The sequence below is a fragment of the Microcoleus sp. PH2017_28_MFU_U_A genome, assembly GCF_020738035.1.
Classification (GTDB): Bacteria; Cyanobacteriota; Cyanobacteriia; order Cyanobacteriales; family Microcoleaceae; genus Microcoleus.
The window spans coordinates 16,105-42,846 of sequence record NZ_JAEQCX010000103.1 but is presented as its reverse complement, the minus strand read 5'-3'; the positions used below and the strand labels follow the sequence as shown (position 1 = coordinate 42,846).

General features: G+C 45.6%; 27 protein-coding genes. 11 read left to right on the top strand and 16 right to left on the bottom strand.

The genetic code is table 11. The features are described 5' to 3' along the window. The first annotated feature begins 21 nt into the window (after nucleotides 1-21). The 4 genes from JGK14_RS24660 to JGK14_RS24645 all read left to right on the top strand — a co-directional run bounded on the left by JGK14_RS24660 (nucleotide 22) and on the right by JGK14_RS24645 (nucleotide 4,387). Nucleotides 22-1,071, top strand: coding sequence for an ABC transporter substrate-binding protein (locus JGK14_RS24660; protein WP_325315596.1), 1,050 nt, complete (start codon nucleotides 22-24; stop codon nucleotides 1,069-1,071). Between the two features lie 92 nt (nucleotides 1,072-1,163). Further along, nucleotides 1,164-2,228: an ABC transporter substrate-binding protein gene (locus JGK14_RS24655; protein ID WP_442921478.1), complete on the top strand. Its 1,065-nt coding sequence runs from the start codon at nucleotides 1,164-1,166 to the stop codon at nucleotides 2,226-2,228. A gap of 205 nt (nucleotides 2,229-2,433) precedes the next feature. Then, nucleotides 2,434-3,345, top strand: a complete 912-nt coding sequence (locus JGK14_RS24650; protein ID WP_293184952.1) for an ABC transporter permease — start codon at nucleotides 2,434-2,436, stop codon at nucleotides 3,343-3,345. 196 nt (nucleotides 3,346-3,541) lie between these two features. Further along, entirely contained in the window at nucleotides 3,542-4,387 is an 846-nt protein-coding gene (locus JGK14_RS24645) for an ABC transporter permease (protein WP_293184951.1), read from the top strand. A gap of 421 nt (nucleotides 4,388-4,808) precedes the next feature. Here JGK14_RS24645 and JGK14_RS24640 read toward each other — a convergent pair whose 3' ends face one another. Together JGK14_RS24640 and JGK14_RS24635 are read right to left on the bottom strand one after the other, a co-directional pair. After that, nucleotides 4,809-5,636 (bottom strand): acyl-CoA desaturase, encoded by an 828-nt coding sequence (locus JGK14_RS24640; RefSeq protein ID WP_293225768.1) that lies wholly within the window; start codon nucleotides 5,634-5,636, stop codon nucleotides 4,809-4,811. A gap of 363 nt (nucleotides 5,637-5,999) precedes the next feature. After that, complete coding sequence (locus JGK14_RS24635) at nucleotides 6,000-6,812, bottom strand: acyl-CoA desaturase (RefSeq protein ID WP_293184949.1); 813 nt, start codon at nucleotides 6,810-6,812, stop codon at nucleotides 6,000-6,002. An 80-nt stretch (nucleotides 6,813-6,892) separates the two neighbouring features. On the opposite strand from JGK14_RS24635, the gene JGK14_RS24630 reads away from it, so the two are divergent. Further along, entirely contained in the window at nucleotides 6,893-8,125 is a 1,233-nt protein-coding gene (locus JGK14_RS24630; RefSeq protein WP_293184948.1) for a methionine gamma-lyase family protein, read from the top strand. A gap of 134 nt (nucleotides 8,126-8,259) precedes the next feature. On the opposite strand, the gene JGK14_RS24625 is transcribed toward JGK14_RS24630, so the two are convergent. The 5 genes from JGK14_RS24625 to JGK14_RS24605 all read right to left on the bottom strand — a co-directional run bounded on the left by JGK14_RS24625 (nucleotide 8,260) and on the right by JGK14_RS24605 (nucleotide 13,328). Then, nucleotides 8,260-8,997 (bottom strand): DevA family ABC transporter ATP-binding protein, encoded by a 738-nt coding sequence (locus tag JGK14_RS24625; RefSeq protein WP_293184946.1) that lies wholly within the window; start codon nucleotides 8,995-8,997, stop codon nucleotides 8,260-8,262. Between the two features lie 178 nt (nucleotides 8,998-9,175). Beyond that, nucleotides 9,176-10,330 (bottom strand): ABC transporter permease DevC, encoded by a 1,155-nt coding sequence (gene devC, locus JGK14_RS24620; RefSeq protein ID WP_293184944.1) that lies wholly within the window; start codon nucleotides 10,328-10,330, stop codon nucleotides 9,176-9,178. 250 nt (nucleotides 10,331-10,580) lie between these two features. Continuing rightward, complete coding sequence (locus JGK14_RS24615; RefSeq protein WP_293184942.1) at nucleotides 10,581-11,219, bottom strand: Vat family streptogramin A O-acetyltransferase; 639 nt, start codon at nucleotides 11,217-11,219, stop codon at nucleotides 10,581-10,583. Between the two features lie 14 nt (nucleotides 11,220-11,233). Then, entirely contained in the window at nucleotides 11,234-12,736 is a 1,503-nt protein-coding gene (locus JGK14_RS24610) for an efflux RND transporter periplasmic adaptor subunit (protein WP_325315595.1), read from the bottom strand. Nucleotides 12,737-12,743: 7 nt separating this feature from the next. After that, nucleotides 12,744-13,328, bottom strand: a complete 585-nt coding sequence (locus JGK14_RS24605) for a TetR/AcrR family transcriptional regulator (RefSeq protein ID WP_293191726.1) — start codon at nucleotides 13,326-13,328, stop codon at nucleotides 12,744-12,746. 325 nt (nucleotides 13,329-13,653) lie between these two features. Here JGK14_RS24605 and JGK14_RS24600 point away from each other — a divergent pair, with 325 nt between their 5' ends. The 4 genes from JGK14_RS24600 (at nucleotide 13,654) to JGK14_RS24585 (ending at nucleotide 15,369) form a co-directional block, all read left to right on the top strand. After that, nucleotides 13,654-14,115 (top strand): GNAT family N-acetyltransferase, encoded by a 462-nt coding sequence (locus JGK14_RS24600; RefSeq protein ID WP_293184939.1) that lies wholly within the window; start codon nucleotides 13,654-13,656, stop codon nucleotides 14,113-14,115. 52 nt (nucleotides 14,116-14,167) lie between these two features. Beyond that, nucleotides 14,168-14,539, top strand: coding sequence for a DUF2237 family protein (locus JGK14_RS24595; protein ID WP_293184938.1), 372 nt, complete (start codon nucleotides 14,168-14,170; stop codon nucleotides 14,537-14,539). 4 nt (nucleotides 14,540-14,543) lie between these two features. Next, the gene (locus tag JGK14_RS24590; RefSeq protein ID WP_293184936.1) at nucleotides 14,544-14,921 is read left to right on the top strand and encodes a GNAT family N-acetyltransferase; all 378 of its coding nucleotides are present in this window, start codon (nucleotides 14,544-14,546) and stop codon (nucleotides 14,919-14,921) included. A gap of 112 nt (nucleotides 14,922-15,033) precedes the next feature. Continuing rightward, the gene (locus tag JGK14_RS24585; RefSeq protein WP_293184934.1) at nucleotides 15,034-15,369 is read left to right on the top strand and encodes a XisI protein; all 336 of its coding nucleotides are present in this window, start codon (nucleotides 15,034-15,036) and stop codon (nucleotides 15,367-15,369) included. A gap of 161 nt (nucleotides 15,370-15,530) precedes the next feature. On the opposite strand, the gene JGK14_RS24580 is transcribed toward JGK14_RS24585, so the two are convergent. Continuing rightward, nucleotides 15,531-16,733, bottom strand: a complete 1,203-nt coding sequence (locus tag JGK14_RS24580) for a Coenzyme F420 hydrogenase/dehydrogenase, beta subunit C-terminal domain (RefSeq protein ID WP_293198235.1) — start codon at nucleotides 16,731-16,733, stop codon at nucleotides 15,531-15,533. A gap of 319 nt (nucleotides 16,734-17,052) precedes the next feature. Between JGK14_RS24580 and JGK14_RS24575 the strand changes: the two genes are divergently transcribed. Further along, on the top strand, nucleotides 17,053-17,613 hold the full coding sequence (locus tag JGK14_RS24575; RefSeq protein ID WP_293191722.1) for a hypothetical protein: 561 nt from the start codon (nucleotides 17,053-17,055) through the stop codon (nucleotides 17,611-17,613). 587 nt (nucleotides 17,614-18,200) lie between these two features. Here JGK14_RS24575 and JGK14_RS24570 read toward each other — a convergent pair. Further along, nucleotides 18,201-19,673, bottom strand: a complete 1,473-nt coding sequence (locus JGK14_RS24570) for a DEAD/DEAH box helicase (protein ID WP_293184930.1) — start codon at nucleotides 19,671-19,673, stop codon at nucleotides 18,201-18,203. Between the two features lie 841 nt (nucleotides 19,674-20,514). Here JGK14_RS24570 and JGK14_RS24565 point away from each other — a divergent pair. Beyond that, entirely contained in the window at nucleotides 20,515-20,712 is a 198-nt protein-coding gene (locus JGK14_RS24565) for a hypothetical protein (protein WP_293184928.1), read from the top strand. Here the strand turns inward: JGK14_RS24565 and rimO are convergent. From rimO to JGK14_RS24530, 7 genes are all read right to left on the bottom strand, one after another. Continuing rightward, the gene (gene rimO / locus JGK14_RS24560; protein ID WP_293184926.1) at nucleotides 20,687-22,045 is read right to left on the bottom strand and encodes a 30S ribosomal protein S12 methylthiotransferase RimO; all 1,359 of its coding nucleotides are present in this window, start codon (nucleotides 22,043-22,045) and stop codon (nucleotides 20,687-20,689) included. The two genes, JGK14_RS24565 and rimO, sit on opposite strands and share 26 nt — an antisense overlap. 171 nt (nucleotides 22,046-22,216) lie before the next feature. Beyond that, the gene (locus JGK14_RS24555; RefSeq protein ID WP_325315594.1) at nucleotides 22,217-22,456 is read right to left on the bottom strand and encodes a hypothetical protein; all 240 of its coding nucleotides are present in this window, start codon (nucleotides 22,454-22,456) and stop codon (nucleotides 22,217-22,219) included. A 35-nt stretch (nucleotides 22,457-22,491) separates the two neighbouring features. After that, entirely contained in the window at nucleotides 22,492-23,562 is a 1,071-nt protein-coding gene (locus JGK14_RS24550; RefSeq protein WP_293184921.1) for a pentapeptide repeat-containing protein, read from the bottom strand. Between the two features lie 12 nt (nucleotides 23,563-23,574). Next, nucleotides 23,575-24,006, bottom strand: coding sequence for a hypothetical protein (locus JGK14_RS24545; RefSeq protein ID WP_293184920.1), 432 nt, complete (start codon nucleotides 24,004-24,006; stop codon nucleotides 23,575-23,577). Between the two features lie 85 nt (nucleotides 24,007-24,091). Then, nucleotides 24,092-24,715, bottom strand: coding sequence for a Uma2 family endonuclease (locus JGK14_RS24540; protein WP_293184919.1), 624 nt, complete (start codon nucleotides 24,713-24,715; stop codon nucleotides 24,092-24,094). Nucleotides 24,716-24,825: 110 nt separating this feature from the next. Continuing rightward, entirely contained in the window at nucleotides 24,826-25,461 is a 636-nt protein-coding gene (locus JGK14_RS24535) for a Uma2 family endonuclease (RefSeq protein ID WP_293230197.1), read from the bottom strand. Between the two features lie 241 nt (nucleotides 25,462-25,702). Then, the gene (locus JGK14_RS24530; protein ID WP_293207736.1) at nucleotides 25,703-26,740 is read right to left on the bottom strand and encodes a D-alanine--D-alanine ligase family protein; all 1,038 of its coding nucleotides are present in this window, start codon (nucleotides 26,738-26,740) and stop codon (nucleotides 25,703-25,705) included. Between the last annotated feature and the right edge of the window lie 2 nt (nucleotides 26,741-26,742).

Here is a 26,742-nt window from a genome sequence, read left to right as displayed (position 1 = left end):
TCTAAAATCTAAAATCAAACTGTGCCTCCCGGGTTAGCCCTTTCCAGTTGCGGCTGGCGGCTTGCAGACGTACAATCTGCCCCTCCCGTCAAAGGTGCTGCCGACCAACTTTTCATCTATACTTGGGCGGGCTATACCGATAAAGCTTTGCTCGATCGCTTTGCTGAAAAAACCGGCATTCGCGTAGTCGCCGACGTGTTAGACTCCACGGAAACAATGCTGGCGAGACTTAAAGTCGGTGTTCCCCAGGTCTACAGCATCATTTACCCGTCAGACTACATGGTGATGCAGATGAAAAAACTCGGGATGCTAACTCAATTAGACCGATCGATCGTTGGCGGACTAGATCGGCTCAAAAAGCGGTTCCAAAACCCCGTTTACGACCCCGGAAACCGCTACAGCGTGCCTTTTAGTTGGGGGACAACTGGATTGATTTACAACAGCGAACAGTTCAAAGAACCTCCCGAAGATTGGAGTTATTTGTGGAAACGCAAACAGGAATTGGCAAGGCGAATGACTCTGCTAAACGACGTTAGAGAAGTAATGGGCGCGACGCTGCGGATGCTGGGTTATTCTCTCAATTCTACAAGCCAACAACAAGTTAAAAAAGCCTATGAAAAATTAGAAGAACTCAAATCGGCGATCGCTTCTTTTACCACAGATGCTTGGCGATCGCAAATGCTGACAGGAGAGTTGAAAGTAGCAATGTGCTACTCTTCTGATGCCAATGAAGTAATTGCAAACAACCCTAAATTTCGGTATATTGTGCCGAAAAGCGGATCTGCCCTGTGGACTGACACCTTAGTAATTCCTAATGGAGCACCCAATCCAGACGCAGCTTACAAATGGATTAATTTCATACTGCAAGCTGATGTTGCGGCTTCCCTAGTCCAACGATTAGGTTTTGCAACTCCTTTAGAAGATGCTTTTTATTTGCTGACTCCAAAAGTTCGCAAAAACAAAATTCTTTTTCCTGCTGAGGCTACTTTAGAAAACTGCGAAGGCGTGGCACCCCTAGGAAAATTTGCAGATGTTTACGATCGTTACTGGACAAAACTAACCAGTATCTAATAGCATCAGTATTAATCTGCGTTTATCTGCGTTTGCTCGAACATCTAAAATCAGCTAATTCCTAAATCCCAAATCTAAAATCCCAATTAGAACTGTGCCTCCGACAAATCTACCACGGGTTAGCCCTTTCCAGTTGCGGCTGGCGGCTTGCAGACGTACAATCTGCCCCTCCCGTCAAAGGTGCTGCCGACCAACTTTTCATCTATACTTGGGCAGGCTATACCGATAAAGCTTTGCTCGATCGCTTTGCTGAAAAAACCGGCATTCGCGTAGTCGCCGACGTGTTTAGCTCCAACGAAGAGATGCTGGCTAGAGTTCAAGCCGGTGGCGGCCGCGCCTACAGCATCATTTACCCGTCTGACTACATGGTGGTTCAGATGACGGAACTGGGGCTGTTGACTCCATTAGACCACTCAATTTTGGGCGGACTCGATCGACTAAAAAAACAGTTCCAAAACCCTGTATACGACCCAGGAAACCGCTACAGCGTTCCTTTGAGCTGGGGAACCACAGGCTTGATTTACAACAGCGAACAACTCAAAGAAGCTCCTGAAGATTGGAGCTATTTGTGGGAACACAAAAAAGAGTTAGCAAGGCGAATGACGCTAGCGAGCGATGTTCGAGAAGTCATGGGCGCTGCGTTGCGAATGCTGGGCTATTCTCTGAATTCTACGAACCAAGATCAAGTTAAACAAGCTTACGCAAAGCTGGTGGAGCTCAAACCTGCGATCGCATCTTTTACGACAGACGCTTGGCGGCCGCAAATGCTGACAGGGGATTTGAAGCTAGCCATGTGCTATTCTTCTGATGCCAATGAAGTCATTTCAGATAACGACAAATTGAAGTATGTCGTACCAAAAAGTGGTTCTTCTTTGTGGACTGACACTTTAGTAATTCCCAAAGGTGCTCCCAATCCCGATGCAGCTTATAAGTGGATTAACTTTATGTTGCAAGCGGATGTCGCTGCTTCTTTAGTCGAACGGCTCAGTTTTTCAACTCCTTCGGAAGATGCTTTTAGTTTGCTGACGCCGGAAGTTCGCGAAAACGAGCTTCTTTTCCCTTCGGAAGCTGTTTTGAAAAATTGCGAAGGTGTGGCTCCAGTAGGGAAATTTATGGAAGTGTACGATCGCTATTGGACTAAATTAACCGCTGGTTAACCCTAACCTGTAGGAGCAAATTTGACCAACAATCTCTGACTCTCGCCCCCACAGTCGATCGCCCGCATCAATTTTTCCGACAATAAGTCGATCTGGTACATTTAGATTTACCGTTGGGTGGGGGCGGGTTTATACGAATTCGGGCTTTGAAATTAAAGATTTTGGTGAACCCGCCCCTACCGCTCAAAAATCCAAACTATTATTTATGGCTGTTTCTACCAAAGCTCCCCCTCCGATTCCTCCCACTGCTCCAGTCAAGCCTGAAAGCGTCCCCCCATGGTCAAAGTGGACAGGCCCGCTGGCATTGCTCGGCCCTTCTGGCTTGTTCCTGGTTTTATTATTAGTAATACCAACTCTGGTGATTTTTCAACTTAGCTTGGTGCCGAATATTAAGCCGGGAGATTTGGTAAATCCTTCGGGAATCGGCAACTACCTGCGGGTGTTTGAGCCGCTGAATTTGCAGGTGATGGGTCGATCGCTCTTTTTTGCCACCGGAACGACTATTCTGTGTTTACTGCTGGGATTTCCCGTCGCTTACTGGATCGCGCTCAATGTCTCGCCCAAGTGGCGGAATTTAACGTTATTGGGCTTTGTGTTGCCGCTGTGGACTTCTTCGCTGTTGCGATCGTATGCTTGGATTACAATTCTGCGTCCTACGGGCGTTCTCAACTCGCTCCTGGGACTTTTGGGCATCCCTCCTCTAGAATTGTTAAATCAAAGTTCCGCAGTTCTAATCGGCATGGCTTACAGCTATTTGCCCTATATCGTAACCATTCTCTACGCTTCCTTGGAAAAGCTCGATCGCAGATTGCTAGAAGCATCTCAGGATTTGGGCGCGAATCCACTAGAAACTTTCTGGAAAGTGACAGTACCCCAGACAATGCCGGGGATTGCAGCGGGTTCTTTGCTAGTATTTATTAGCTGTTTGGGCGATTTTGTCGATCCGGAGTTGCTTGGTGGAGCTTCGAGCATGACGGCAGCTCGTTTAATTTACAATCAGTTTTTGGGGGCGACTCAAAATTGGGGGCTAGGTTCGGCTCTGAGTATGGTATTAATTTTTGCAGTGAGTATCGGAATTGCTCTTTTACTCAAATATGGCGATCGTAATGCAGTTTAGTCAGTTGACAGTTGACAGTTGACAGTTGACAGTTGACAGTTGACAGTTGACAGTTGACAGTTGACAGCAGTCATTAGTTATTAGTCATTAATTAGTCGCTACAAATTCTCTTCAAATCGATGCCCTGTTTGGCCGATGCCCGATGCCCAATTCCCCGATTACCAATTACCAATTACCAATTCCCGATTAACGAGATATGGAAAATACCGCCGACAATCCACAGGAGGAAATACAACCCGATATGTACTTAAAACCTAAATTTAAGATTTCTTGGCAGGCAATATTTACAGTTTTGATGTTTTTTTATATGTACCTGCCCATTTTGGTACTCACATTTTACAGCTTTAACAAATCCCGTTTTAGCGCCGGCTGGGAAGGATTTACTTTAGATTGGTACGTTAAATTATTTAGCGATACGCGGATTTTAATTGCCCTGAGAAACAGTTTAACAGTTGCTGTTTGTGCAGTTGCCATCTCCGCTGTACTCGGCACTTTAATGGCCGTTGGTTTAGCCCGCTACCGCTTTCCCGGCAAAAATTTATATCAGGGAGTTTCCTACTTGCCGATTATTATTCCAGATATTGCGAGCGCTGTTGCTACTCTGGTATTTTTAGCGGCGCTAGCTATTCCTCTAAGTTTGTGGACAATTGTCGCCGCCCACGTTGTGTTTTGTCTGGCTTACATCGCTCTAGCTGTTTCTACTAGATTGGCAGATTTAAACCCTTATTTAGAAGAAGCTGCCTTGGATTTGGGTGCAACGCCTGTTGAAGCTTTTATTCAGGTTTTGCTACCTCAATTAATACCTGGAATTGTTTCTGGTTGTCTGCTATCTTTTGTACTCAGCATGGACGATTTTTTGATTGCGAGTTTTACCGCAGGTAGCGGGACTACAACTCTACCAATGGAAATTTTTAGCCGGATTCGGACTGGGGTGAAACCTGATATTAATGCTCTGAGCGTGCTGTTGATAGTCGGTTCGGGAGGATTGGCGTTTTTAGCGGAATATTTGCGCGGCAAGGGCGACCAAAAACAGGCTCATTAGTCAGTTGACAGTTGACAGTTGACAGTTGACAGTTGACAGTTGACAGTTGACAGTCGTAGTCGTAGGGTGTGTCGCCACAGAAAATTTCTAACTCAATATCGACAATCGAGCGAGCGACGCACCTTATAGCATTTACAAAATATTTGCGTTAATCCGCGTTAAGGATCGGTTTCCTTAGAAGTTTTCAAAGTGCACCACGCCGATTGACGATCGCAAGCAACGACGTTACTAAGGAATGAAAATTAAATAATTTACACATATTTGTGGGATGGGCGGGACGCCCATCCCACAAGAACAATAAAAATTGTAAGTTATTTAATTCTCATTCCTAAGGGGGGTGCTAACTAACCGTCAGGTGTTTAGCGTGGAAAATTCTTAATCTGCGTATAGTCAAATTCACACCTGACGCACCCTACAATAACTAACCTTCCGCTCGGGAAGGTGGTAATTTCACCTTACTAGCCAAACCTACTGCTTCCAAGGCTTGAATTGTCATCCAGGTGAAGTCAATTTCCCACCATTTCATACCGTGACGGGCAGAGTATTGATAAGCGTGGTGGTTGTTGTGCCAGCCTTCCCCGTAAGTCAAAACTGCAACCCACCAACAGTTAGTAGAACTATCTTCGGTTTCGTAAGTGCGGTAGCCAAATTTGTGAGTTGCACTGTTCACAAACCAAGTGCAGTGATATACCAAAACTAAGCGGGCAAAGATTACCCAAACTACAAATGACCAGCCTGCTACGAAGTAAAGCAACACGCCAAAGACGATTTGCATCGGGAGAAAGTAGTTTTGCAAAAATCGGTAAAATGGATCGCTGGCAATGTCTTTTGTACAGCGGGGAATTTCAGCGTGAGCCGGGCCTTTATATAGCATCCAGCCGAGGTGACTCCACCAAAAACCCTTTTGGGCATTGTGAGGGTCGATCGCATTTTGGTCAGAGTGGGTGTGGTGCAAACGGTGCAGCCCAACCCAATCAATTATTCCTCCTTGACAGGCCAGGGATCCGCAAAATGCTAGAAAGTATTCTACGAATTTTGGTGCCTGAAAACTGCGGTGGGTGAGCATACGATGCCATCCGAGAGTTATTCCCAAACCGCCGGTGATCCAGTGCATGAATACTGTTAAACCAACTGCTGTCCAGTTGAAGTTACTGGGTAGCAGTGCGAACAAAGCGCCGATATGCAGTCCTGCTAAACTAATAACGTGCTTCCAATTGTATTGGAGTTTTTCTTGCGTTGCTATTGTCATTCTTTTTTTGATTAGTGATGAGATGCTGACCGGGATTCACGCATAATAGTTTGGATTGAGCAGTAAACTTTTTTGGTGCACACTTGCCCAAACGAATCAAAAATGAATGAATTATAGATTTAGGATGAAACTTGAAAAATTTACGGTTTAATTTTGAAAATAAAACTTTTGGCTGCCAAACAAAAATTTTTCTTCCCAAATCTATTATAACTGATTATGGTTTTGGTTGGGTCGATCGCACAAGATGATTCAATCTCAGTTCAACCCAACCTTTAGCGATCGCAAAAACAGGATTAGGCATTGGTCACGAGCCATTAGTCCAGAACTGATGACCGACAACCAATGACTAAATTGCCGATCGCCCTATTTTTCTGCTAACTTCACTTTGGTAGCTAAACCCAGCGATTCCAGCAGTTGAATTGTCATCCAAGTGATGTCGATTTCCCACCATTGGAGACCGTGACGAGCAGAGTATTGGAAGGCGTGGTGGTTGTTGTGCCAACCTTCGCCGTAGGTGAGGACAGCAACCCACCAGCAGTTAGTAGAGCCATCGCCCGACTCATAGGTGCGGTAGCCGAATTTGTGGGTAGCGCTGTTAACCAGCCAAGTGCAGTGGAACACCACCACAATCCGCATAAACACTCCCCAAACCACGAAAGACCAGCCACCTAATAAATAAAGCAACACACCGAAGACAACTTGGATGGGGATAAAATATGCTTGGAGAAACTTGTATACTGGGTCGTCGCCAATGTCTTTTGTAAAGCGGGGGATTTGAACTCTCATCGGCAAATCTGAGATCATCCAACCCATGTGGCTCCACCAGAAGCCTTGATTAGAATCGTGGGGATCTTCTTCGGTGTCGGAATGGATGTGGTGTAACCGGTGCATTCCTACCCAGTCGATCGGGCCGCCTTCACAGGACAGAGTACCGCAAATAACTAGAAAATACTCTAGCCATTTCGGTGTTTGAAAACTACGGTGGGTAACGAGGCGGTGAAATCCGAGAGTAATTCCTAAACCACCTGTTACCCAGTGCAGGAATACTGCTAGGCCGACAGCAGACCAGCTAAAATTACCCGGCAGCAAAGCAAATAGAGCGCCGGTGTGCAGAAAGGCCATAAAGCCTACAACAGGCCAATCAGGAGAAGTTTTTTTGGAAGTTGCAATCGTCATGAAGATATTATGTTTACAAACTAGGGGCCGCATTTACGCGATAATCAGCAGCGCGCACGCAAATGGTGAGCGAGGTATAGATGAATAGCGTTTCACGGCTACAGGAAGCAGAACAGGCACTCTTTCAGATTTTTTCTGGTATTGACGCGACAGTCAAGCAAAATCTTCAACGAGTCTTAAAAGCTTTTCGCAGCCACCGGGTTGGAGTCCACCATTTTGCAGGTGTTACGGGTTACGGCCACGATGATTTAGGGCGGGAGACTTTGGACGGGGTATTTGCCGAAGTGGTAGGGGCCGAGGCGGCAGCGGTGCGGGTACAGTTTGTTTCGGGTACTCACGCGATCGCCTGTGCTCTGTTTGGCATCCTACGTCCTGGTGACGAAATGTTGGCAGTTGCTGGTTCTCCCTACGATACTTTAGAAGAAGTGATCGGCTTGCGGGGGCAAGGTCAAGGTTCACTTATTGAGTTCGGCATTAGCTACCGTGAGTTGCCTCTAACTCGCGAAGGAACTGTGGATTGGCGGGCACTGAGCTCTGCTATTTCAACAAAAACTCGCCTGGTTTTGATCCAGCGCTCTTGCGGTTATTCTTGGCGATCGAGTCTGTCTATTTCTGAGATTAAAAAAATCGTCGATCTAGTCAAACATCAGAATCGTAACACAATTTGCTTTGTTGATAATTGTTACGGCGAGTTTGTTGATGATTGCGAACCTACTGCTGTGGGTGCAGATCTGATGGCGGGTTCTTTAATCAAAAATCCGGGGGGTACGATCGTCCCTGCGGGCGGTTACGTGGCCGGGAGGGCCGATCTGGTGGAGGCGGCAACTTGTCGCTTGACAGCGCCGGGAATCGGCAGCAGCGGGGGCGCGACTTTTGATTTGAACCGCTTGCTGTTTCAGGGTTTGTTCATGGCCCCGGGGTTTGTGGGCGAGGCGATGAAGGGTAATCATTTGACGGCTTATGTTTTTTATAAGTTGGGTTATCGGGTGAATCCGATTCCTTTGGCGAGGCGCAGGGATGTAATTCAGGCGATCGAATTCGGTTCTGCTGATAAGTTAATTGCTTTCTGTCGGGCGGTGCAGCAAAATTCCCCGGTGGGTTCGTATTTAGATCCCGTGCCGGCGCCGATGCCGGGATACGAGAGTCAGTTGGTGATGGCTGGTGGTACTTTTATTGATGGCAGTACCTCGGAATTTTCCGCAGACGGGCCTCTGCGAGAACCATATGTGGCTTTTTGTCAAGGGGGTACTCATTGGACTCATGTGTCGATCGCCCTTGAGGCTGCGATCGAGGCCGTGGGCCCGGCCAAGTAGCGAATATCTTACAAAAATAATTAGGACGGGCAAGATGCCCATCCCACAATAAAAGAAAATATTGTGGGATGGGCATCTTGCCCGTCCCAAAATTTGATAAAAAGAACTTTTGTAAGAGATTTGTTGACATCTGATTAAGGTCGATCGGCTAAATTTGTGACTAAACGTCCGTCTTCCATGTAGATAATGCGATCGGCAATATCGAGAATCCGATTGTCGTGCGTCACTAGCAAAATCGTACAACCTTGTTCCTTTGCTAGTGTCTGCATGATCTCCACCACATCTCGCCCGGATTGTTTGTCCAAAGCCGCCGTAGGTTCATCAGCTAAGACTATTTTAGGCCGACTGACTAACGCCCGGGCGATCGCCACCCTTTGTTTTTGTCCTCCCGACAGATTTTCTGGGTAATAATTAGCCCGTTCTCCCAAACCAACAGCTTCCAACATGGATATTGACAAAGCATCCATATTCTGATTTAGCATTTCCTTATGTAATTCCAAAGACATCCGCACATTTTGCTTAGCCGTCAAAAACGTCATCAAGTTATGCGCTTGAAAAATATAACCAATTTGCTTTCTCAACTTAGTTAACTGATTCTTACTAGCGCCGCGTATTTCTTCCCCCAGAATATTGAGACTCCCTTCTTGAGCCGAACGCAGGCCGCCTAACATCGTCAGTAAAGTTGTTTTACCCGAACCAGAAGGCCCCGTCATAATTACGATTTCCCCAGAGTTGATATCGAGATTAATATCAAATAAAGCTTGTTTTTTCAGGGAACCTTTACCGAAGTAATGGTTGAGATTTTTGACAGATATTACAGCTTGATTTGTTATGGTTTCGTCGAAGTTGGCGGGAGAGTTTAGGGTTTGCATGGTGATTTTTTGTGTTTTTTCTATAAGTCACGGGCGAGACGCCCGTGCCACAATTAATGGAGGTATTTTGTTTGGTTCTAAGCTGGTACACATTTAATTTTGGCAATCCTGTTTCTTCCATCTCTTGTGGGGTGGGCTTCTAGCCCGCCCAAAAATTAAATTAAAATGCCACAACAGCTTAGAAAATATCTGCCGGATCGGCCGATCGCAATTTCCGCAAAGCCAGCGCCCCAGAACCAGTACACATCACAATCGTCAAACCCAACACAGTAGTCGCTCGATTTGTTGTCATTGCAATTGGCAGCAATGTAGCAGACTGCGCTAGGGAATACAGTCCGTTAGCCAAAACAATTCCCGGCATAAAACCCAAAATAGCTAATAACAAAGCTTCCTGAACTAAAACTCCGACTAAATAGCGATCGCTATATCCCATAGCTTTTAAAGTCGCGTACTCAGCCAAGTGATCGGAAACATCTGAATACAAAATTTGGTAAACAATAATCAAACCAACAATGAATCCGATAATCGTACCAAATCCAAAAATAAAACCAATCGGAGTAGCATTTCCCCAATAAGCCTTTTCAATTTCCGCAAATTCTGCTAAAGTCAGAACTTTCACATCATCCGGCAAAATAGCTTTCAACATTGATTGAACTTTGAGGATGTCAGCCCCCGGTTGCAACTGAATTAAACCCACATCAATTTCATCTGGTTTGCGTTCTGGAAATAAATTCATGAAAGTAGAATCGCTAGCAATGACATTGCCATCAGCCACGAAAGAAGTACCGAGAGTAAATACTCCTCCTACTTGAATATTTCGTTTGTTAAGTTCAGTTTCGAGGGTAGATTGTGTATTAAAAATATTGGCAATTTCCCCATACTCAGGTCTAGAAGCTTGGTCAAATAACACATTATTGAACTTTTGAAGTTGAGCCAAATTCTGATTGACATCTGGCAAAATAAATGTTGTGTTGCCAGGATCTATGCCAAAAATTAAAATTCCTCGCGTAGTGCGGTTTGTGGGATTTCGCCACTGTCCCATCCCAATATATAAAGAAGTGACAGACTTGACTCCCGCGACTCCTTGTGCTTGATAAAGTCGCTCTCTTTTGAACTGTTTTACCGCAGCAAAAGTTTCAAATTGAGGATTGATTAACACTAAATCTGTCTGTAAACTTTCGTGCGGCTTAACAGCAGAATCGAAGAGTGCATCTTGAAAGCCGAGTTGCACAAAAATCAGAATATCTGCAAAGGCAATTCCGGCGATAGCAACAGCGAGGCGGGTTTTTTCTCTGGTTACTTGCAACCAAGCAAGGGGTGTTTTGCGAAACATAATATTTGGGGAATTGGGAATTGGGAATTGGGAATTGGGAATTGGGAATTGGGATAATCCGGTGGGCAGAAACCGGGTTTTTTACGAAGATATTGCATCGTAGCCTTTAATTTCGGTAAAAACCCGGTTTCTTTGTCGGCGAGTGCGGTAATTGGGCTCATCCGGTGGGCAGAAACCGGGTTTTTTGCGAAGATATTGCATCGCAGCCTTTAATATCGGTAAAAAATCCGGTTTCTTTGTCGGCGATTGCCTAAGTCTGATCGGCATTACTCAGCGCTTGAATATCGGATTGCATAATTAAGTTAATATGGCGCGAAATCTTGTCAACTTCCCAATCCCACCAGCGCATTTGTAATAATTGCGCCACCTCAGCATCGCTGAAACGCTGCTTAATTAAACCAGCGGGATTTCCGCCGACAACGGTGTAAGCGGGAACATCTTTTACTACAACAGATTTAGCAGCAATAATTGCACCGTCGCCGATTTTAACTCCCGGCATAATCACCGATTCGTAACCTATCCAAACATCATTACCAATAATTGTATCGCCTTTAGTTGGTAGTTCGATTAATAGATTCATAGCTGTTTCCCAGCCGTTCCCAAAGACTGGAAATGGATAGGTAGAAATGCCATCGAGTTTGTGATTTGCACCGTTCATGATGAATTTGACGTTGGTGGCGATCGCACAAAATTTACCAATAATTAATTTATCACTCCCGTAATTGTAAAGTACGTTTCTATCGAAATTTTCCGGGTCGATCGGATCGTCGTAGTAAGAGTAATCGCCGACAATAATATTGGGCGATTTAATAAAGTTTTTGATAAAGCAAACCCGGCGCTGGTCTACCATCGGATACGGTCGGTTTGGATCTGGCCCCAATTCTCCCATGTTTCTCAATCTCCCTAATTTTGAATTGCTACTTGTACCTGCAAATTTGTCAATCCCGCAACTTTTTTGCTAGCTTCAGGATTCAGGTGAATTTTCACCTCCACAACTCGGCTGTCCAAGTTTTCTCCTGGCTGGTTGCTAAACACGTTTTGCTTGCTGACTTTTAAGCCGATTTCTTTAACAGTTCCCGGCAATTCTCCTGAAAATGCTTGGCTGGTAACACCTGCTTTTTGCCCAACCTTGATTTTGCTGATGTCGGTTTGGTAAACTTCGGCAACGACTACCATTTGCTGAGTTTCTCCTACGTCTGCAATGCCGTCATCACTAATTTTTTCCCCGGCGCGGGTGTGAATCTTGAGGATTTTTCCGGCGTTGGGAGTGCGGATGTAAGCTTGATTTAATTCGGTTTCGGCGCGCTTGACTTGGGCGATGGCGCTGTTGATTTCGGTTTGGGCTGCTTGGATATCTACCGGGCGCACTTCGCCTATTTTGTCGAGAGTTGCTTGGGCTTCTTTTAGTTCTTCGCTGCCACTATTTTTGATGCGCTTAAGTGTTGCTTCTGCTTCTGCTAACTGCTGGATTGCTGTACTGTTAATTCTGGCAAGATTTGCTTCTGCTTCGTTGAGTTGCTGGATTCCTGTACTGTTAATTCGGGTGAGATTTGCTTCGCCTTCTTTAAGCTGCTGCTTGGCCGTACTGTTGATGCGGCTGAGATTTGCTTCGGCTTCTTTAAGTTCCTGGCGACTTGTTTCTAATGACAGTCGTTTGCTGTCCATGACGGAGTTAGAAATTGCGCCTTCGGTAACAAGTTCTTTGTGCCGCAGGTATTCGGTTTGGGCATTATTTGACTCGGCTTTTAATTTGTTAATTGCTGCTGTTTGTGCTGTTTTTTCTCCTTGCCATTGTGCAGTTATGCGACTAATTGTGGCTGTTTGTACTTTTCTTTCTCCTTGCCATTGTGCGGTTATTCTGCTGATGGTTGCTTGCTGTGCGGTTTTTTCTCCTTTCCATTGCGCTTGAATGCGATCGACTGTTGCTTGTTGTGCCGCCTGGTTTCCTTGCAATTGGGCTTCTAGCTTGCCAATTGTCGCAGATTGTGCTGCAAGTTCTCCCGACTTTGCCCCGGCTTTTACCTTTGCTAAACTGGCTTCAGCAACTTTGACTTTTTCTTTGGCTTCCTCTAAAGCAGATTTTAGCCGATCGCCCGCATCCAAAATTGCGATCGACTGCCCTGCTTTCACGCGATCGCCCTCTTTGACTAAAAGCTTCGCCACGCGATCGCCATCCAACGCCTGCGACACCCCCAAGCGAATCACTTCCCCCAGCGGTTCCAGTCTTCCCAAAGCCGTGATTTTCCTGGGCGGCGGTGTTTCTACGGGTAAAGGTTCAGCATTTTTAGCTAAAGATCCAAACTGAGAAATACCGTAAAAAGTTGTACCGATGCTAATAGCAGCGCCAGCAACTACCAATCCCATTACCAATGGATTTTTAGGCTTGATGAAAAATTGAAAATTCATATTCCTCCTAAATGTGCGATTGTTTTTTTTCTAAATAAGCGAGTAATATATTTTTTAATACATTCGCTTGTTCTGTAAAAGATATCCTTTCGCCTTGATAAAATCTTCTTGCCACCAAACCGTCAATATAACAAATGACAAATTTAGCGAGCGCTGGATCGGAGATACCCAGGTAGCAAATGAGTGCCTCTTCATAACGCTTTCCTGCTAGCTGGAGTGCTTGATTGCTATCAATCTCTTTGCGAGTCTTTTGGTGGCAAAACTCGAAGGTAATTAACAGATTCTTCAGCATATAATCTTCAATTCCGCTGAGATAATTCATCAGTTGTTCAACTTTTTCTCCGAGAGTTGGTGGATTTCCTAACTCAGCCAGTGCTTCTTCTTTTGTATCTTCATAGCTCAAATATACAATTAACTGCTCGAACAAACTTTCTTTACTCGGGAAATAGTGGTAAAGGGTTCCTGTAGAAACTCCAATTCCTGAGGCAATTTCTCGCATTGTGACGGAGGAATAGCCTTTTTCGGCAAAAAGCTCAAAACTTTTGTTCAGTAATTCTTTGCGGTACAATTCGCGGTCAACTATTTTTGGCATGGATCGATCTTCAGATTTTTGATTCTAGATCCTAGGTTATCGGAGATTTAAGGGCGATCGACCAAATATTCCTATATCGAACATCCGATATAGTATAAACGAATACACAAAAAGCTTTTGACGGCTGATATTGGAAAATATAAGTATATCGAACAGTTGTTATAATTAATGTTGCACAGACTACCAGAGCTTGTCAAGGGGTGCAGTAAAATTATCTTTGGAGTCAATTTGTCGCGGCGATTTGAGCCAGAAATCCAAAACACCCCGCCATCAATCTCCACATAAAAGCCCCGAATCGATCGTGGGAATCTGCACCTTAAATCTCATGAAAGTACGAACCTACGAAATCGGCGACACTGAAAAAATTGTCAAACTATTTTACGACACCGTGCACGAAGTAAATATCCGCGATTACACAACAGCCCAAGTAGATGCTTGGGCGCCAGCAGATACCGACATTCAAAAGTGGATGCAAAGTTTAAGCAGTAAATTTACCTTCGTAGCAGCAGAGGGCGATACAATCGCAGGTTTTGGAGAATTAGAAATCAACGGCCATATCGATCGCTTTTACTGTCACAAAGACTTTCAAAGACAAGGAGTTGGGACGCTAATTTTAACACAAATCGAGTTAAAAGCCAAAGAGTTAGGACTTAGAAAGTTATTTACCGAAGCCAGCATTACAGCTCGACTTTTTTTTGAAACCCAGGGATTTATTCTGATTAGAAAACAAGAAGTAGAGCGGAGAGGACAAAAATTTATTAACTTTGCAATGGAAAAAGATATATAAAAAACCACCTTTTGTGTAAAATTAGATCGCAGAGTTGTGTGGAGGAGTTGCGATGGTTACGGAAGCGACAAATGTGCTGGGAACAAAATTAGAAACTTGCTGCACATCGCCCATGACAGGCTATTATCGGGACGGAAAATGCAATACGGGTGGCGGAGATTTAGGGGCTCACACCGTTTGTGCAAAAGTGACAGAAGAGTTTTTGAAGTACACCAAAAGAATGGGAAACGATTTGAGTACCCCGGTTCCCGATTTTAAATTTCCGGGATTGAAGCCAGGGGATTGTTGGTGTTTGTGTGCTTCGCGCTGGAAGGAAGCAATGGATGCTGGATGTGCGCCACTTGTGGTTTTGTCGGCGACTCATGTCTTAACTTTGGAATACGTTTCTTTGAACGAGTTGAAGGAACACGCTGCTGATTTGTAGGAATGTGCTAGCCGATTACTTCGCCACTAACAACGATGGCGATCGCTTCTGGATTACCGATGACGACGGCGGGCCCGTGGGTGTCGCCTACTGCGAGCTCGAACCAATGACCGATCGCACGTGGAACTTGCAATTAATCGCCATCTTACCCGATCGCCAGGGACAAGGACGCGGTGCGACATTGCTGCGCTACATGGAACAAACCTTGATGGCGCGGAGCGGGCGCGTGTTGCTGGTGGAAACGTCGGGACTCCCGGAGTTCGATCGCGTGCGATCGTTCTACCGCAAGTGCGGTTACGACGAAGAAGCGCGGATTCGCGACTTCTACAAAGCAGGCCATGACAAGATAGTTTACTGCAAGGAGCTGACGGCTCAGGCGTAGACTCGTAGGGTGCGTCAGTAGGATTATTTGTTGAATCATCCAGCAGCTTCTAGCTGACGCACCCTACAAGTTTACATATCTATTTAAAATCAACTCAGGAGGCAATAGTCAAATGGATCGACTAGAGCATTACCGTCAGTGCATTCAAAAGCTGCTAATTGAAGACAGCAAGATAGCACCAATTAACGGAGAAATTGAAGTAGAAACAATTTTTGACAAAGAAAAAGATCGCTATCTTGTCATCGATTTAGGATGGGACACACACCGCCGCGTGTATAACTGTGTGTTTCATTTGGATATTAAAAATGGCAAAATCTGGATTCAGCGAAATCAAACAGACAGGCAGATTGCTGACGAATTGGTAGAAATGGGAATACCCAAAGAGGATATTGTGCTAGGACTTCAGCCAACTTACGCGCGCGAATATACAGGCTTTGGAGTTGCATAATTTCAATCGCCCAAGGAGTAGTGCGCGTCAGTTAGCTACCACAAAAAAACTGGTTTGTAGTGAGGACTTTAGTCCGCATCCATCCGAGGACTAAAGTCCTCACTACAAACATTTTTTATTAATAGTAATTAACAGGGCATAATATCATGCACCCTACCAGCTTAAACCTCTGGCAACTTATACTGCCCGACAATCCGCTTAGCATATTCCGGCACGTGAGCCTCCAATTTTTCGGGATAATTCCGCTTCACATACAGATAATTGCGAGTGAAATGAGAATCAATTGAAAACCGAGCATATTCCAAACCCTTCGGCCCAATTCTCTCAATAAACACTCCCATCAACTTCGCCGCCCACATCGGCAAAGTCACACCTTTCTCGTAAGCTGGAATACTTTGTTGAACAGCCTCTTTTCTGTTTCCCTGAGACATCACCGGCTGAGTGTTTAGCTGATCCATTACCAAGTCTAACATTTCTTGTCCGGTATCATTTCGTACCACAATCCACTGCCAGCCAAAAGGTGCGCCCATGTAGCCCACCACTAAATCTGCTAAGGAATTAACGTAATCAAAACAGCTCAAACAAGAAGGAGCAAACACATCTTTCAATTCTTTTGTATTCAATCCGAAAAATGGCACTTTTTCCGTAGAACCATCTTCGTGTTTGAAGTGAACGTTAAAGTCTTGCATAAACTCGTAAGATACCACCGTTTCAGGAGAACGGCTAGTCGTGTCTAGGAATTTCTGTAAGCCCGCGCGGCTAACATTATCTACACAGGGAGTTCCGAGAACGTAGAGCTTTTCTAAACCGAGTTGTTTCTCGACTGTACGCAATGCTTGAATTTGACAGCCGACGCCAATTACTAACAGCCGTTTCATCCCCGACTTCTCGATTTGTTCCAACACTGAAAGGTTGGGAGATAGAGTTGGCTTGTTGACTTTTGCAGCGAGAATTTCTTCGCGATTTCTCGCAATTATAGGCATCGGTTGAAAGCGGTCTTCTTTGGTATTTTGAACGCAGACAACACCTTCAACAATGCCTTTTTCCAGCATTTCGATCGCAATTGAGCTGACAATTCCCGTCCACTGAGCGCCTTCTATTGGTTCTTTTTTCTTAGCCGCCATCATATTTTGACTGACGCCGAAGTACCAATCGTCGGGATTGTCGAGATTGCGCGATCGCCCGTGAATCTCCTCTTCCAGTTCTGCGATATGCTGAGTTAAGAAAGCGCAAGCTTCCTTGACATAATGGATATAATATGTATCGCACAAACCGCACTCGCTGCAAAGTTCTTTAGCGGGGCGGCGGCTGCCCGGTTTCAGGGCTTTAGATTTCTGGTGTTTAGTGGAATCTATGGCGGTCATCTAAATTGCAAATTTTATGGAGAAAGGGCTTTTGTTAGGATATCACACCCATTCCGGTGATGAAGTATTCGCGCTAATTAAACGTAAAATGGTGTTGGTATTCAGAAACCCCGAATCAAGACGAACACGGGGGTACGCCCCCTGCTGAAACCGGGTTTCTCTATGTTATATTTTTGGGGATGAATATCCTTACTGCTTGAGTCCTCGCAGGCGGACTTTGCCTGTTTAGGAGCGAATTGTATTCGCCCGCAATCATTAGTATTTATCCGGATATAACAGGGTATTGCAGGAATAAACTGCAAAATAAAGGTATAAAAAAATGGTAAGATTGTTTGTGACAACAGCCGTTGCTGGCATCATGCTCAATATCGCAATTTCGAGCTTCGGATTTGCTGCTTTAATTCGCCCTGTTGTGGGTATGAATCAAACTGTTGTGGCTCTAGAAAGTATGTTGAACGCCACACAAAAGCCGGCGGCGATCGACTATTCGCGCTTGGGGATTGGCCCAGTTCGTTTGGGGATGTCTGTAGAAGAGGCTAAACGCAAGTTGGGCAAACCGCAGCGGGATGAAACTAAACCGGGTAGCAAGGCTATGGGTGGCAAGATTCGCACGCTAACCTACTCGAAATTGACGGTAGCAGCCTGGAATGGCAAAGTTTATTTAATTTCTACTACGAATCCCAAGTACGTAACAACGAGTAGTATTAAGGTAGGAGATAAAAGTCAAAAAGTCCTTAAAACTTACGGTTACAGCTCGCAATCCGTGCAGGGTGGAGTGAGTCGGTTGACTTACAGCAACGACCAAAAGGCTTCTAATTTGGTTTTGGAACTGAAGGGCGATCGCGTGCAAAAGATTATTGTCGGCACGCAGCTCAACTAAAATACTACACAGCAGTCCAAAAATCCCCCTGTAGAGGTTTGTAGTGAGGACTTCAGTCCTTGTTACTTCAGAGGATTTTTAGGTTTGCTGAAAACAAGTATTGAGCATCACGTGCAGTCAAGGTACGTAGTTGCGCTTCAGCGCTCTTTCATACATATAAAGAGCGCTGAAGCGCAACTACGTACCTATAGATTAATTAGGGTTCCTGGGCGCAATCCTTTTGCCAAAGAATGGTGGGCTGCTATCCTTGCCTTTCAGCAAGCTCCTCAAGCGTTTAAGGGTTTTTAGCCCTTGGTAACGCGAGAGTCCCCGCGTACCTTTAATGTATGGTAGGCATTTGCTTCTTAGGTTTGCACCTGTGTATCCATCCCACTATGCTTAGTGTAAGAGCTTTTGCCCTTTTTACACTGCCAAAAATGTTAAGAATTAAGAAAGACTCACGGCGGTTAAAACCGCCCGCGTCGCTTTCATCTCAGGTCTAAAGACTCTGAGTTTTTCGCTTCCCGACTGTTTTTTATAAAAAAATAAGGTGCGAATTTCGCACCCTACCAGTTAGAAAATAAGGCGCGCAGCGCGCACCCTACTAATTAGCTGTTCTGGGGAACGGGAGCAGGAACGCTCGAACCGACTGAATTAGTCGGCGCGCCAGTCTTAGCCCGCTTCTTGATCAAAATTGGCTTGACGCTGTTTTCTCCACCAATAGGGGGATCTTCTTGTTGAGCGTAATCCGCGCCCATCCAAGCCGGACGGCTTTGATCGAAGGCCATTTGCAAAGCTGCTGCGGCGATCGCATGGGAGTCGTATTCCTCAGACAACTGAGACACCAGAGGTAAGAAAGATGCCATCCGTTCGCCAGCCAAAGCTTCGCGAACTTTACCCTGCATCTTTTCCAACTGACGAGCTTCAATTTGTGCCCGTGTCGGAATGTTTCGTACAGTCAAGCTCGATCGCACGTGGCGTTCAATCAAGCGCAATTTGCGGCGATCCACTGGTTGAATCAGCGTGATCGCAGTTCCTTCGCGGCCGGCCCGGCCCGTGCGTCCGATCCGGTGAACGTAGCTTTCTACGCTATCGGGCAAATCGTAGTTAATAACGTGAGTCAAGTGATCCACATCCAAACCCCGCGCAGCAATATCAGTCGCCACTACCCAGCGGACTTGACATTGGCGGAACCGATGCAGCAAACGTTCCCGCTGTGCCTGATTCAAATTACCGTGATATTCGTCAACGCTGTGGCCTGCTGCTTGCAGTTGGCTAGTAAGTTCCGCCGCCGACTGCCGAGTCCGCACAAAAATCAGCGCCGATTCCGGGTCTTCCATTTCTAGGATTGGCTGCAAAGCTCTTGCCTTAGACCAGCCGCGGGGAACCATATACACGCCTTGGCTGATGCGTTTCGGCGTTGCTTTTGGTTGTTCTACTGTGACGTTGACTGGGTTCCGCAAATGCCGCGCTACCAATTTCCGAATAGAAGCTTCCATCGTCGCCGAGAAAAATGCCGTTTGACGGTCTTTTGGTGCAGCATCCAAGATTCTTTCCACATCTTGGATAAAGCCCATGCTCAGCATTTCGTCAGCTTCATCCAAAACCAGCCACTGTACCTTGTCGAGTTTCAGGCTGCCGCGGCTGAGCATATCCAATATGCGTCCGGGTGTACCGACAACAATGTGAACGCCGCGCTTCAAACGCTGCATTTGGCGATCGATCGATTGACCGCCGTACACGGTCAGAACTTGCAGAGAGCGACCGACTTTTACCGGGCCGTCGCTGCTGATACCGCTCAAATCGCGGATGGCTTCAGTTACCTGCATGGCCAATTCACGAGTCGGTGTGAGCACCAATGCTTGCACCGCAGTTAGATCTAAATCAATCCGCTCCAAGATGGGCAACGAGAATGCTGCCGTTTTGCCCGTTCCAGTTTGAGCTTGACCCACAACGTCGCGGCCTGCTAGCAGGTGCGGAATTGCTTGTACTTGGATGGGAGTAGGTTCTGTAAAGCCGAGTGTTTCCAGATGGAGAACGAGTTCTTCGGAAAGACCCAAACCTTCAAACAATAAATTCATTAATTCTCCTAATAACGAGTCTTAGCCTTCTAAGTTGCCCAACTCGGATGCGGATTTCTGCTCTAGGGCAGGAACTCATTGTGAGTTCTGTATGGTGCTGCGCCTGCGCGCACCTTTTCAAATAGCAATCGAGTATAGGGCAGCTCCGTCGATGGTGACTAATTTACCGATTCGACAGCCGTCTTTGATTTTCTGACATCACCGATACCAACCGCCAGCGGTGGGGTTATCGGCTTCCAACATTCTTTAAACAGTACATTGGACTTCCTTTGAGGTACTTGCAAGCTTTCTCTCTAGGGCATTTTATAGTGAGGATGATGACCAGCCCCACTTTACTACATATATAGTAGTTACAGTTTTGTTGGTTCAGGCGCTATCCCGCAATCCGTCGCCTGCGGGATTCAACAGGGTATGTAGCGACCGTCAGTCGATTTTAGATTTTAGATTTTAGATTTTAGATTTACTCCACAGATGAATCTGGCAGCTTGAACTAGCGTCTAAAATTTTAATCTCTCTACTCCTGGCGTCGGCGGCTTCTATCCGTTTTTGGACTACCGTTACCGCCTATCCATCTCAACACTCTTTCGGGATACCGTTGTGGTGTAGGGCGGACGGCGAAGCAATCTCAAATTCTCCCCGCTGGTTTCTGACTTTATATTAGCATAACTCTTTACATTCAGAAACAAAACAGTGAACTACCCGACGCTGACCTGCGGTAGAGCACGGGCTTCCCAATTCATTGGCAACAGCCGCCAGAACTCCGTAATTCTATTGGTCTTACATTGCCTCGCCCGGGCAGGAGTCCTTCCAAGACCCATACTTTTTCTGGCAACACGTACCTATGAGCTTGGTTTTCGCTTACGGCATTGGTGGTCAAGATGTACCAATTTTATCAGAAGAATTGCTCGTTTCCTCATCCACCCCGTCGCTGTTCCACAGCACGGCTTGGAATTCGACTCGCGGGAGTGGAATCGTCAACTCACTGGCACTCATCCCGACGCGAGGCTACGCTCCTAGCGGGGGGCTGATACTGCTTTAGCTAACGAGACAGTTCGAGCGATTTCTACTTGACCATGAAGGTCGTAGAAATCTGCGTCTGTAATTTTCACAGGTACGATCGATCCCAGCCGTGCTTCTCCTGTCACATAGACGAGTCCGTCTACTTCTGGGGAGAACCGGGCGGATCTACCAATCAACTCACCTGTCTCTGGTTGTTCTTGTTCTATCAGGACATCAACTACCTGACCGACAGATTCTTGATTCTTTTTTAATGATATAGGTTGTTGTGCCGCCATAACTGCATTTCGCCAAATTTCCATTTTTTCTGCTGGGAGTTGATTTGGCAAGCTGTAGGCTGGGGTGCCTTCTTCGGCGGAAAATGTGAATACTCCGACGTGATCGAATTCGTGGCGCTTGACAAATTCCAGCAAGTGTGCTGCGTGTTCGTCTGTTTCGCCAGGGAAGCCGACTATAAAAGTTGTCCGCATCACGGCACCAGGAATTGATGCTTTCAGGCGATCGACTATGGCATCATTGATCCCAGCTTGGAAAGGCCGATTCATCGCCCGCAGAATTTCCGGGTGCGAGTGTTGTAGAGGTAAATCCAAGTATGGCAAAACGTTGTGAGTTTCGCAGATTGCCGCCACAACTTGCGGAGTCAAACCTGTAGGATAGGCGTAGTGCATCCGAATCCAAGGTACATCTACTTCGCCCAAAGCGCGGAGTAATTCGGCTAGTTTGGGTTCGCCATAAATATCTTTGCCGTAGTTGGTGGTAATTTGAGAAATTAGGATAATTTCCTTTACCCCTTCGGAGGCTAATTGCTTAGCTTCAGCGACAATAGATTCTATGGTGCGCGATCGCTGATTTCCGCGCAAGTGCGGGATAATGCAAAAAGCGCAACGGTAGTCGCAGCCTTCGGCTATTCGCAGATAAGCGACACCTTCGGATGTTGTGCGATAGCGAGGAGTAGTTTCGTCAGCGATGTAAGTTGGTTCACTAGAGACGAGGGAAACTCGATCGCCCTTTTCGACCCTTTGCATCACATCGACTATTTTATGATAATCACCAGTGCCGACAATTGCGACGGCTTCGGGCAATTCATCCAGCAATTGCTGCTGAAAATGCTGTGCCATGCAGCCAGTGATGACTACTTTTTTATTAGCTTCGGCTAATTCTACCAGGGTGCGGACTGATTCTTCTCGCGCAGCTTGGATAAAACTGCAAGTATTGACGACGACGTAATCGGCTAATTCTTCATTAGAATCGACTTCATAGCCTGCTTGAGCCAGCAAGCCAATCATGTGTTCGGTATCAATGCGATTTTTTTCGCAGCCGAGGTGGGTAAATGCGATCGTTGGCTTCGTTGCCATGCAGTAATATTTGCTGTTGCGATAGTTTTGAGAACTTTTTATGGTATCACACAATTTGACAATTTGCAAGCTATGGGTGGATGGGTGCGATCGGGAATTAAAATTATTCGGCGGTTGAAACCGCTTCTACACAAACGAAGTCCGCCTTCGCGGACTAAGAAATAAAGGCTGTCAACTGTCAACTAAAGTGGTATCCCAGAGCGATCGTTCTTCAAGTTCTTCTTGCCAAGCTTCGGGGTTATTGCGTAGAGTAATATAAGCTTGGTTTGCTGCTTCTAAAAATTGTTGTCTTCGGTATTGTTCGATCGCTTGTTCGAGAACTGCTTGGATTGATTTTCCAGAGTTTGCAGAGAGTTCTGCGAGGATTTTATAAGATGTATTGGCGATCGTAACTGTAGAAGTTTGATTCATGTTAGTTTTTTACTTACCCCAAAGTTACCCAACTATTATAGCTCGTATTCAAGTATCCGTTCGTCTTGCGGGAAATCTTGCGGGAAGATTGCACCTCGGTTTTGTAGTTCATACTTTGCATCTTCAGATAGTCCGGCATTGTTACCAAATCGAGAACTTTCTACTTTGGCAGTGCTCAGATTGGCATTGCTCAAGTCGGCATTGCTCAAATCGGCATTGCTCAAATCGGCATCACTCAAGTTGGCACTGCTCAAGTTAGCATCGCTCAAATTGGCGGTACTCAGGTTGGTCGCTGTCAAATTAGCATTGTGCAAATTGGCATTGCTTAAATTGGCATTGCTTAAGTCAGCATTAATCAAATCGGCACCGCTCAAGTCCGCATCGCTTAAGTCGGCAAAACTCAAGTCGGCATCCATTAGCAAAGCATTTCTCAAGTCAGCACCACTTAAGTCAGCGCGACAAAGTTTTACGTTTGTTAGTTTAGCATTGCTTAAGTTCGCAAAACTCAGATCGGTACGACTCAAATCGGTATTATCTAAGTCAGCGCCACTGAGATTGAATCGGCTCAATTTGCAGCCAACTGCTTTAACACTACTTAAATCAGCTCCTGCTAAATCTTTATCTGGATTTAGACCAGCCTGTTTCATCAATTCCGATAAATTATCTGTATCTGCTTCAAGGATTTGTTTGATGTCATTTGCAAGCAATTCAGACTCACTAGAGTTAGGAAGTTGCGATTGTCGTCCCTCAAATTTAGTCGGCTCAGACTCACTGGTATTAGGAATTTGCGATTGCTTTGTTCCACTCGCAATGACAGGATGATGTTTGAGTTGCGATTGCTTCGTTTCACTCGCAATGACAGAATTCTGTATTAGCTGAGTCTGCCTCGCATAAAATTTAGTCAGTCGCTTCTCTTCGCTCCAAGCAACAAACGCAATTCCCCCAACTACACTTAACCCTACTGTCAAAGCTGGCGGACTTCCTCCTGTCAGCAACAGTATCCCCAACAAACCAACACCAACTTGAGCCGTTTGCTTGACTAAAGAATTTAATCCAGCTTCAGCTTCTTCATAAAGACTAATTTGTTTCCGGTTGACTAAAGTCATATCAAATATCTCCTAGGGATTATTTTTCAAATCTTTTAAATCTGCCCAAAATCTACCAATAATTCGACCTGCGAGAACTATCCACAACAAAAAATCAGAAGCTACAATAATGAAACAAGCATAACGAGATACACCCCAAGGGCTTTCTTTTAGACAAATATCGAAACCTGAAAAATCTTTACCGATAATAATTTCACCGATTAAACCGGGAAGTTTTAAAAGAATACCGATCGCGATCGCATCCTGAATTGACCCAAAAACTGTTCTCCCAAGTTGACCCATTAACCCATATAACACCTGATCGACAACCTCTAAAACATTCATCACTAACTTTTGCGTGAATGTACCCAATTTCGTACTTACTGGAGGAGATGGCACTACAGGAGTTGGACTCGATTGGGATGGTGTCGGAGTCGGAGTCAGCGGATTCGGCGGCGTAGTCATTACGGCACGGTATAAATTTTTATAAATATCGATCGCACTTTTTCAGATTATATCACACCAGAAAGTCTAGGAATAACAGCTTTGGTTAGTTCGGCAAACCAGCAAGAAAAATCTTCTCTGCCGTTAATTTCAACTCTGGGAATGCCAGCGATTCAACTATGTCATTTCCCCGAAATTGGCTGATTTGATATTCCCCGTCAACCAACTGATAAACCGAGATAGTAGGTTGTTTCGGATTACCAATAAAGCGTCTGCCGCCCAAAGCAGCATAATCCACAACCCAATATTCCGGGATACCCAATCTTTCATAATCAGCTACTTTAACCAGGTAATCATCTTGCCAGTTCGTACTGACAACCTCTACAGCCAATCGCACCGAAGATCCCATCGTGATGACGGATTCTTTTTTCCAGCGTGGTTCGTTTGCAAGTGCGGTTCTGTCTAGGACTATTACGTCTGGTTGATAACCTGCTTCGTCACGGACGGGTTTAATTAGGCAATCACCAGGGATAAAGTAAGGCAATTGCAGCCGTCTGATTTCAAAATTGATTTCACTGGAAAGAAAACCCGTAACTTCCGAATGGTCGCCGGTTCCTAAAGGCATTTCAACAATTACTCCGTTGTGTAGTTCGTACTTATGGACAGAGTTCTCTGGATACCAGGCAACGAACTCATCAAACGTGATTGTTTTGGATATGGTTTGGATCATGTTGCGGTTTCCTCTGTCTGGTGATTAGTATGCGGAAAGCTAGAAGATTACACAATGTACAAAGTACAATTTTTGATATTCTTTTAATATCCGATCGCCCCCCAGTCGTTCTAGCTCGGCTCGGTTGGAGGCAGACCGGCTCGAAAAATCACCTCGGTAGTCAACCTCAACTCTGGGAAAGCCAGCGATTCAACTATGTCATCGCCCTTAAACTGTTTTACCTGATACTCGCCGTCAACCAACTGGCAAACCGATAGTGTGGGTTGTTTGGGAGTACCGATGAACTTGCGGCCGCCCAAACCGAGGTAGTCCACAATCCAGTATTCGGGGATGCCCATTTCTTCGTAGTCGGCGAATTTGAGATGGTAATCGTCCCGCCAGTTGGTACTGACGACCTCTACAGCCAGTCGCACCGAAGACCCCATCGTGATGATGGATTCCCTATCCCAGCGCGGTTCTTTTGTGAGAGCTGCTTCGTCTAGGACAACTGCGTCTGGCAGGTAGCCCGCCTCGTTGCGGACGGGTTTGAGCAGGTAGTGGGCGGGGATAAAGCAAGGCAATTTCAGTCGCCTGATTTCTGCGATGATTTCGTCCCTGGTTAAAGCTATAACGCGGCAATGGCGGCCAGTTCCTAAAGGCATTTCAACAATTACTCCATTGTGTAGTTCGTACTTATGGACAGAGTTCTCTGGATACCAGGCAACGAACTCATCAAACGTGATTGTTTTCGATATGGTTTGGATCATGTTGTGGTTTCCTCTGTCTAGCGATTAGTATGCGGAAAGCTCAAATATTACACAAGGATTTACGACAACGTTGTTCGTAATCCTTGACATAGGAAGTGAAGTTTGGTATAGTCTCGCGTCCATAATATCAAAATACCGATCGCGTCGATCGACCTCAAGAAATTAGGAGACGGCAATGCCGTGTCCCTACCCACAATAATACTGTAGGGACACGGCATTGCCGTCTCCTCTATATCATTCCTTAGTTATTTGGGATTTTACATAAAGCATTTTGCAACATACTTTCAAAAAAAGTATCCAGAGAAGTTCCCGATGCTTTCGTCATCGCAGAAAGTACACTTTTCTGAGCAAAAGAACAGTAAAGCCCCGCTTCCAAAAACCAAGGTTTTCCCTGCGGATCGATGCGAAAATCAAATAAACTATAGTGGCGACAACCCAAAGCTATATGAGATTTTCTGGCCATATCCCAAACTCTCTCAGTTGCCGAATCGCTGATGTCAACTATCCACGATTTGGTACTATCTTTAGCGGCATAACCCAAGCTGCCATCGTCATTTTGTTTCAGCTTATCGGCATAACTCCGAATCGGCATTGTATCGGCATCTAGAGCATATTCTTCTAGTGGCAAACAGACTAACTCGCCTGCTTTGACGATGATTCCACAGCGAACTTCTCTACCCAATTCAATGAATTTTTCTACTAGCACTTCATCTGAATGAGTCAATGCTTTCTGCAAAGCTGCATCATAGTCAGCAGCATTTTTCACGAAAGCCACTCCAATGGAATTATCACTATTCACTGGCTTAAGTACGATCGGGAAATCAATCAAAGTTCGATCGCCCGCACGGACAACTTCTCCCAACGGTACACTTACCCCAGCGGCTGCTACCACTGCTTTAGTCCTCGCTTTGTCAGCCACCAGCGCCATTAACTCTGCGGGATTACCCACATAAGGAATATTCAGCAGATCGAACAAGCTGCGGTATTGAGTCATGCCTGGGATGCAAAACATCTGGGGGATCATTACATCAATTTGGAGGTCGGTCAGCACCTGCACAGCGCCCGCTAAAGACATGGGATGAGCGGCCTCGATCGCACTTTTATCGAGAGATGTCGGAAAACGCCAGGTGCGATCGGGAGAAACATAGGCAATATGAAATTCATACAGTGCTGAATTAGCCGTATTCTCCAAACAATCTTGGGCGTAAAGGCGCGACAAATCACAGTAAAAATCACTGACTGCCGATCCGACTAAATGCAAAACCCGTAATACTGACATAC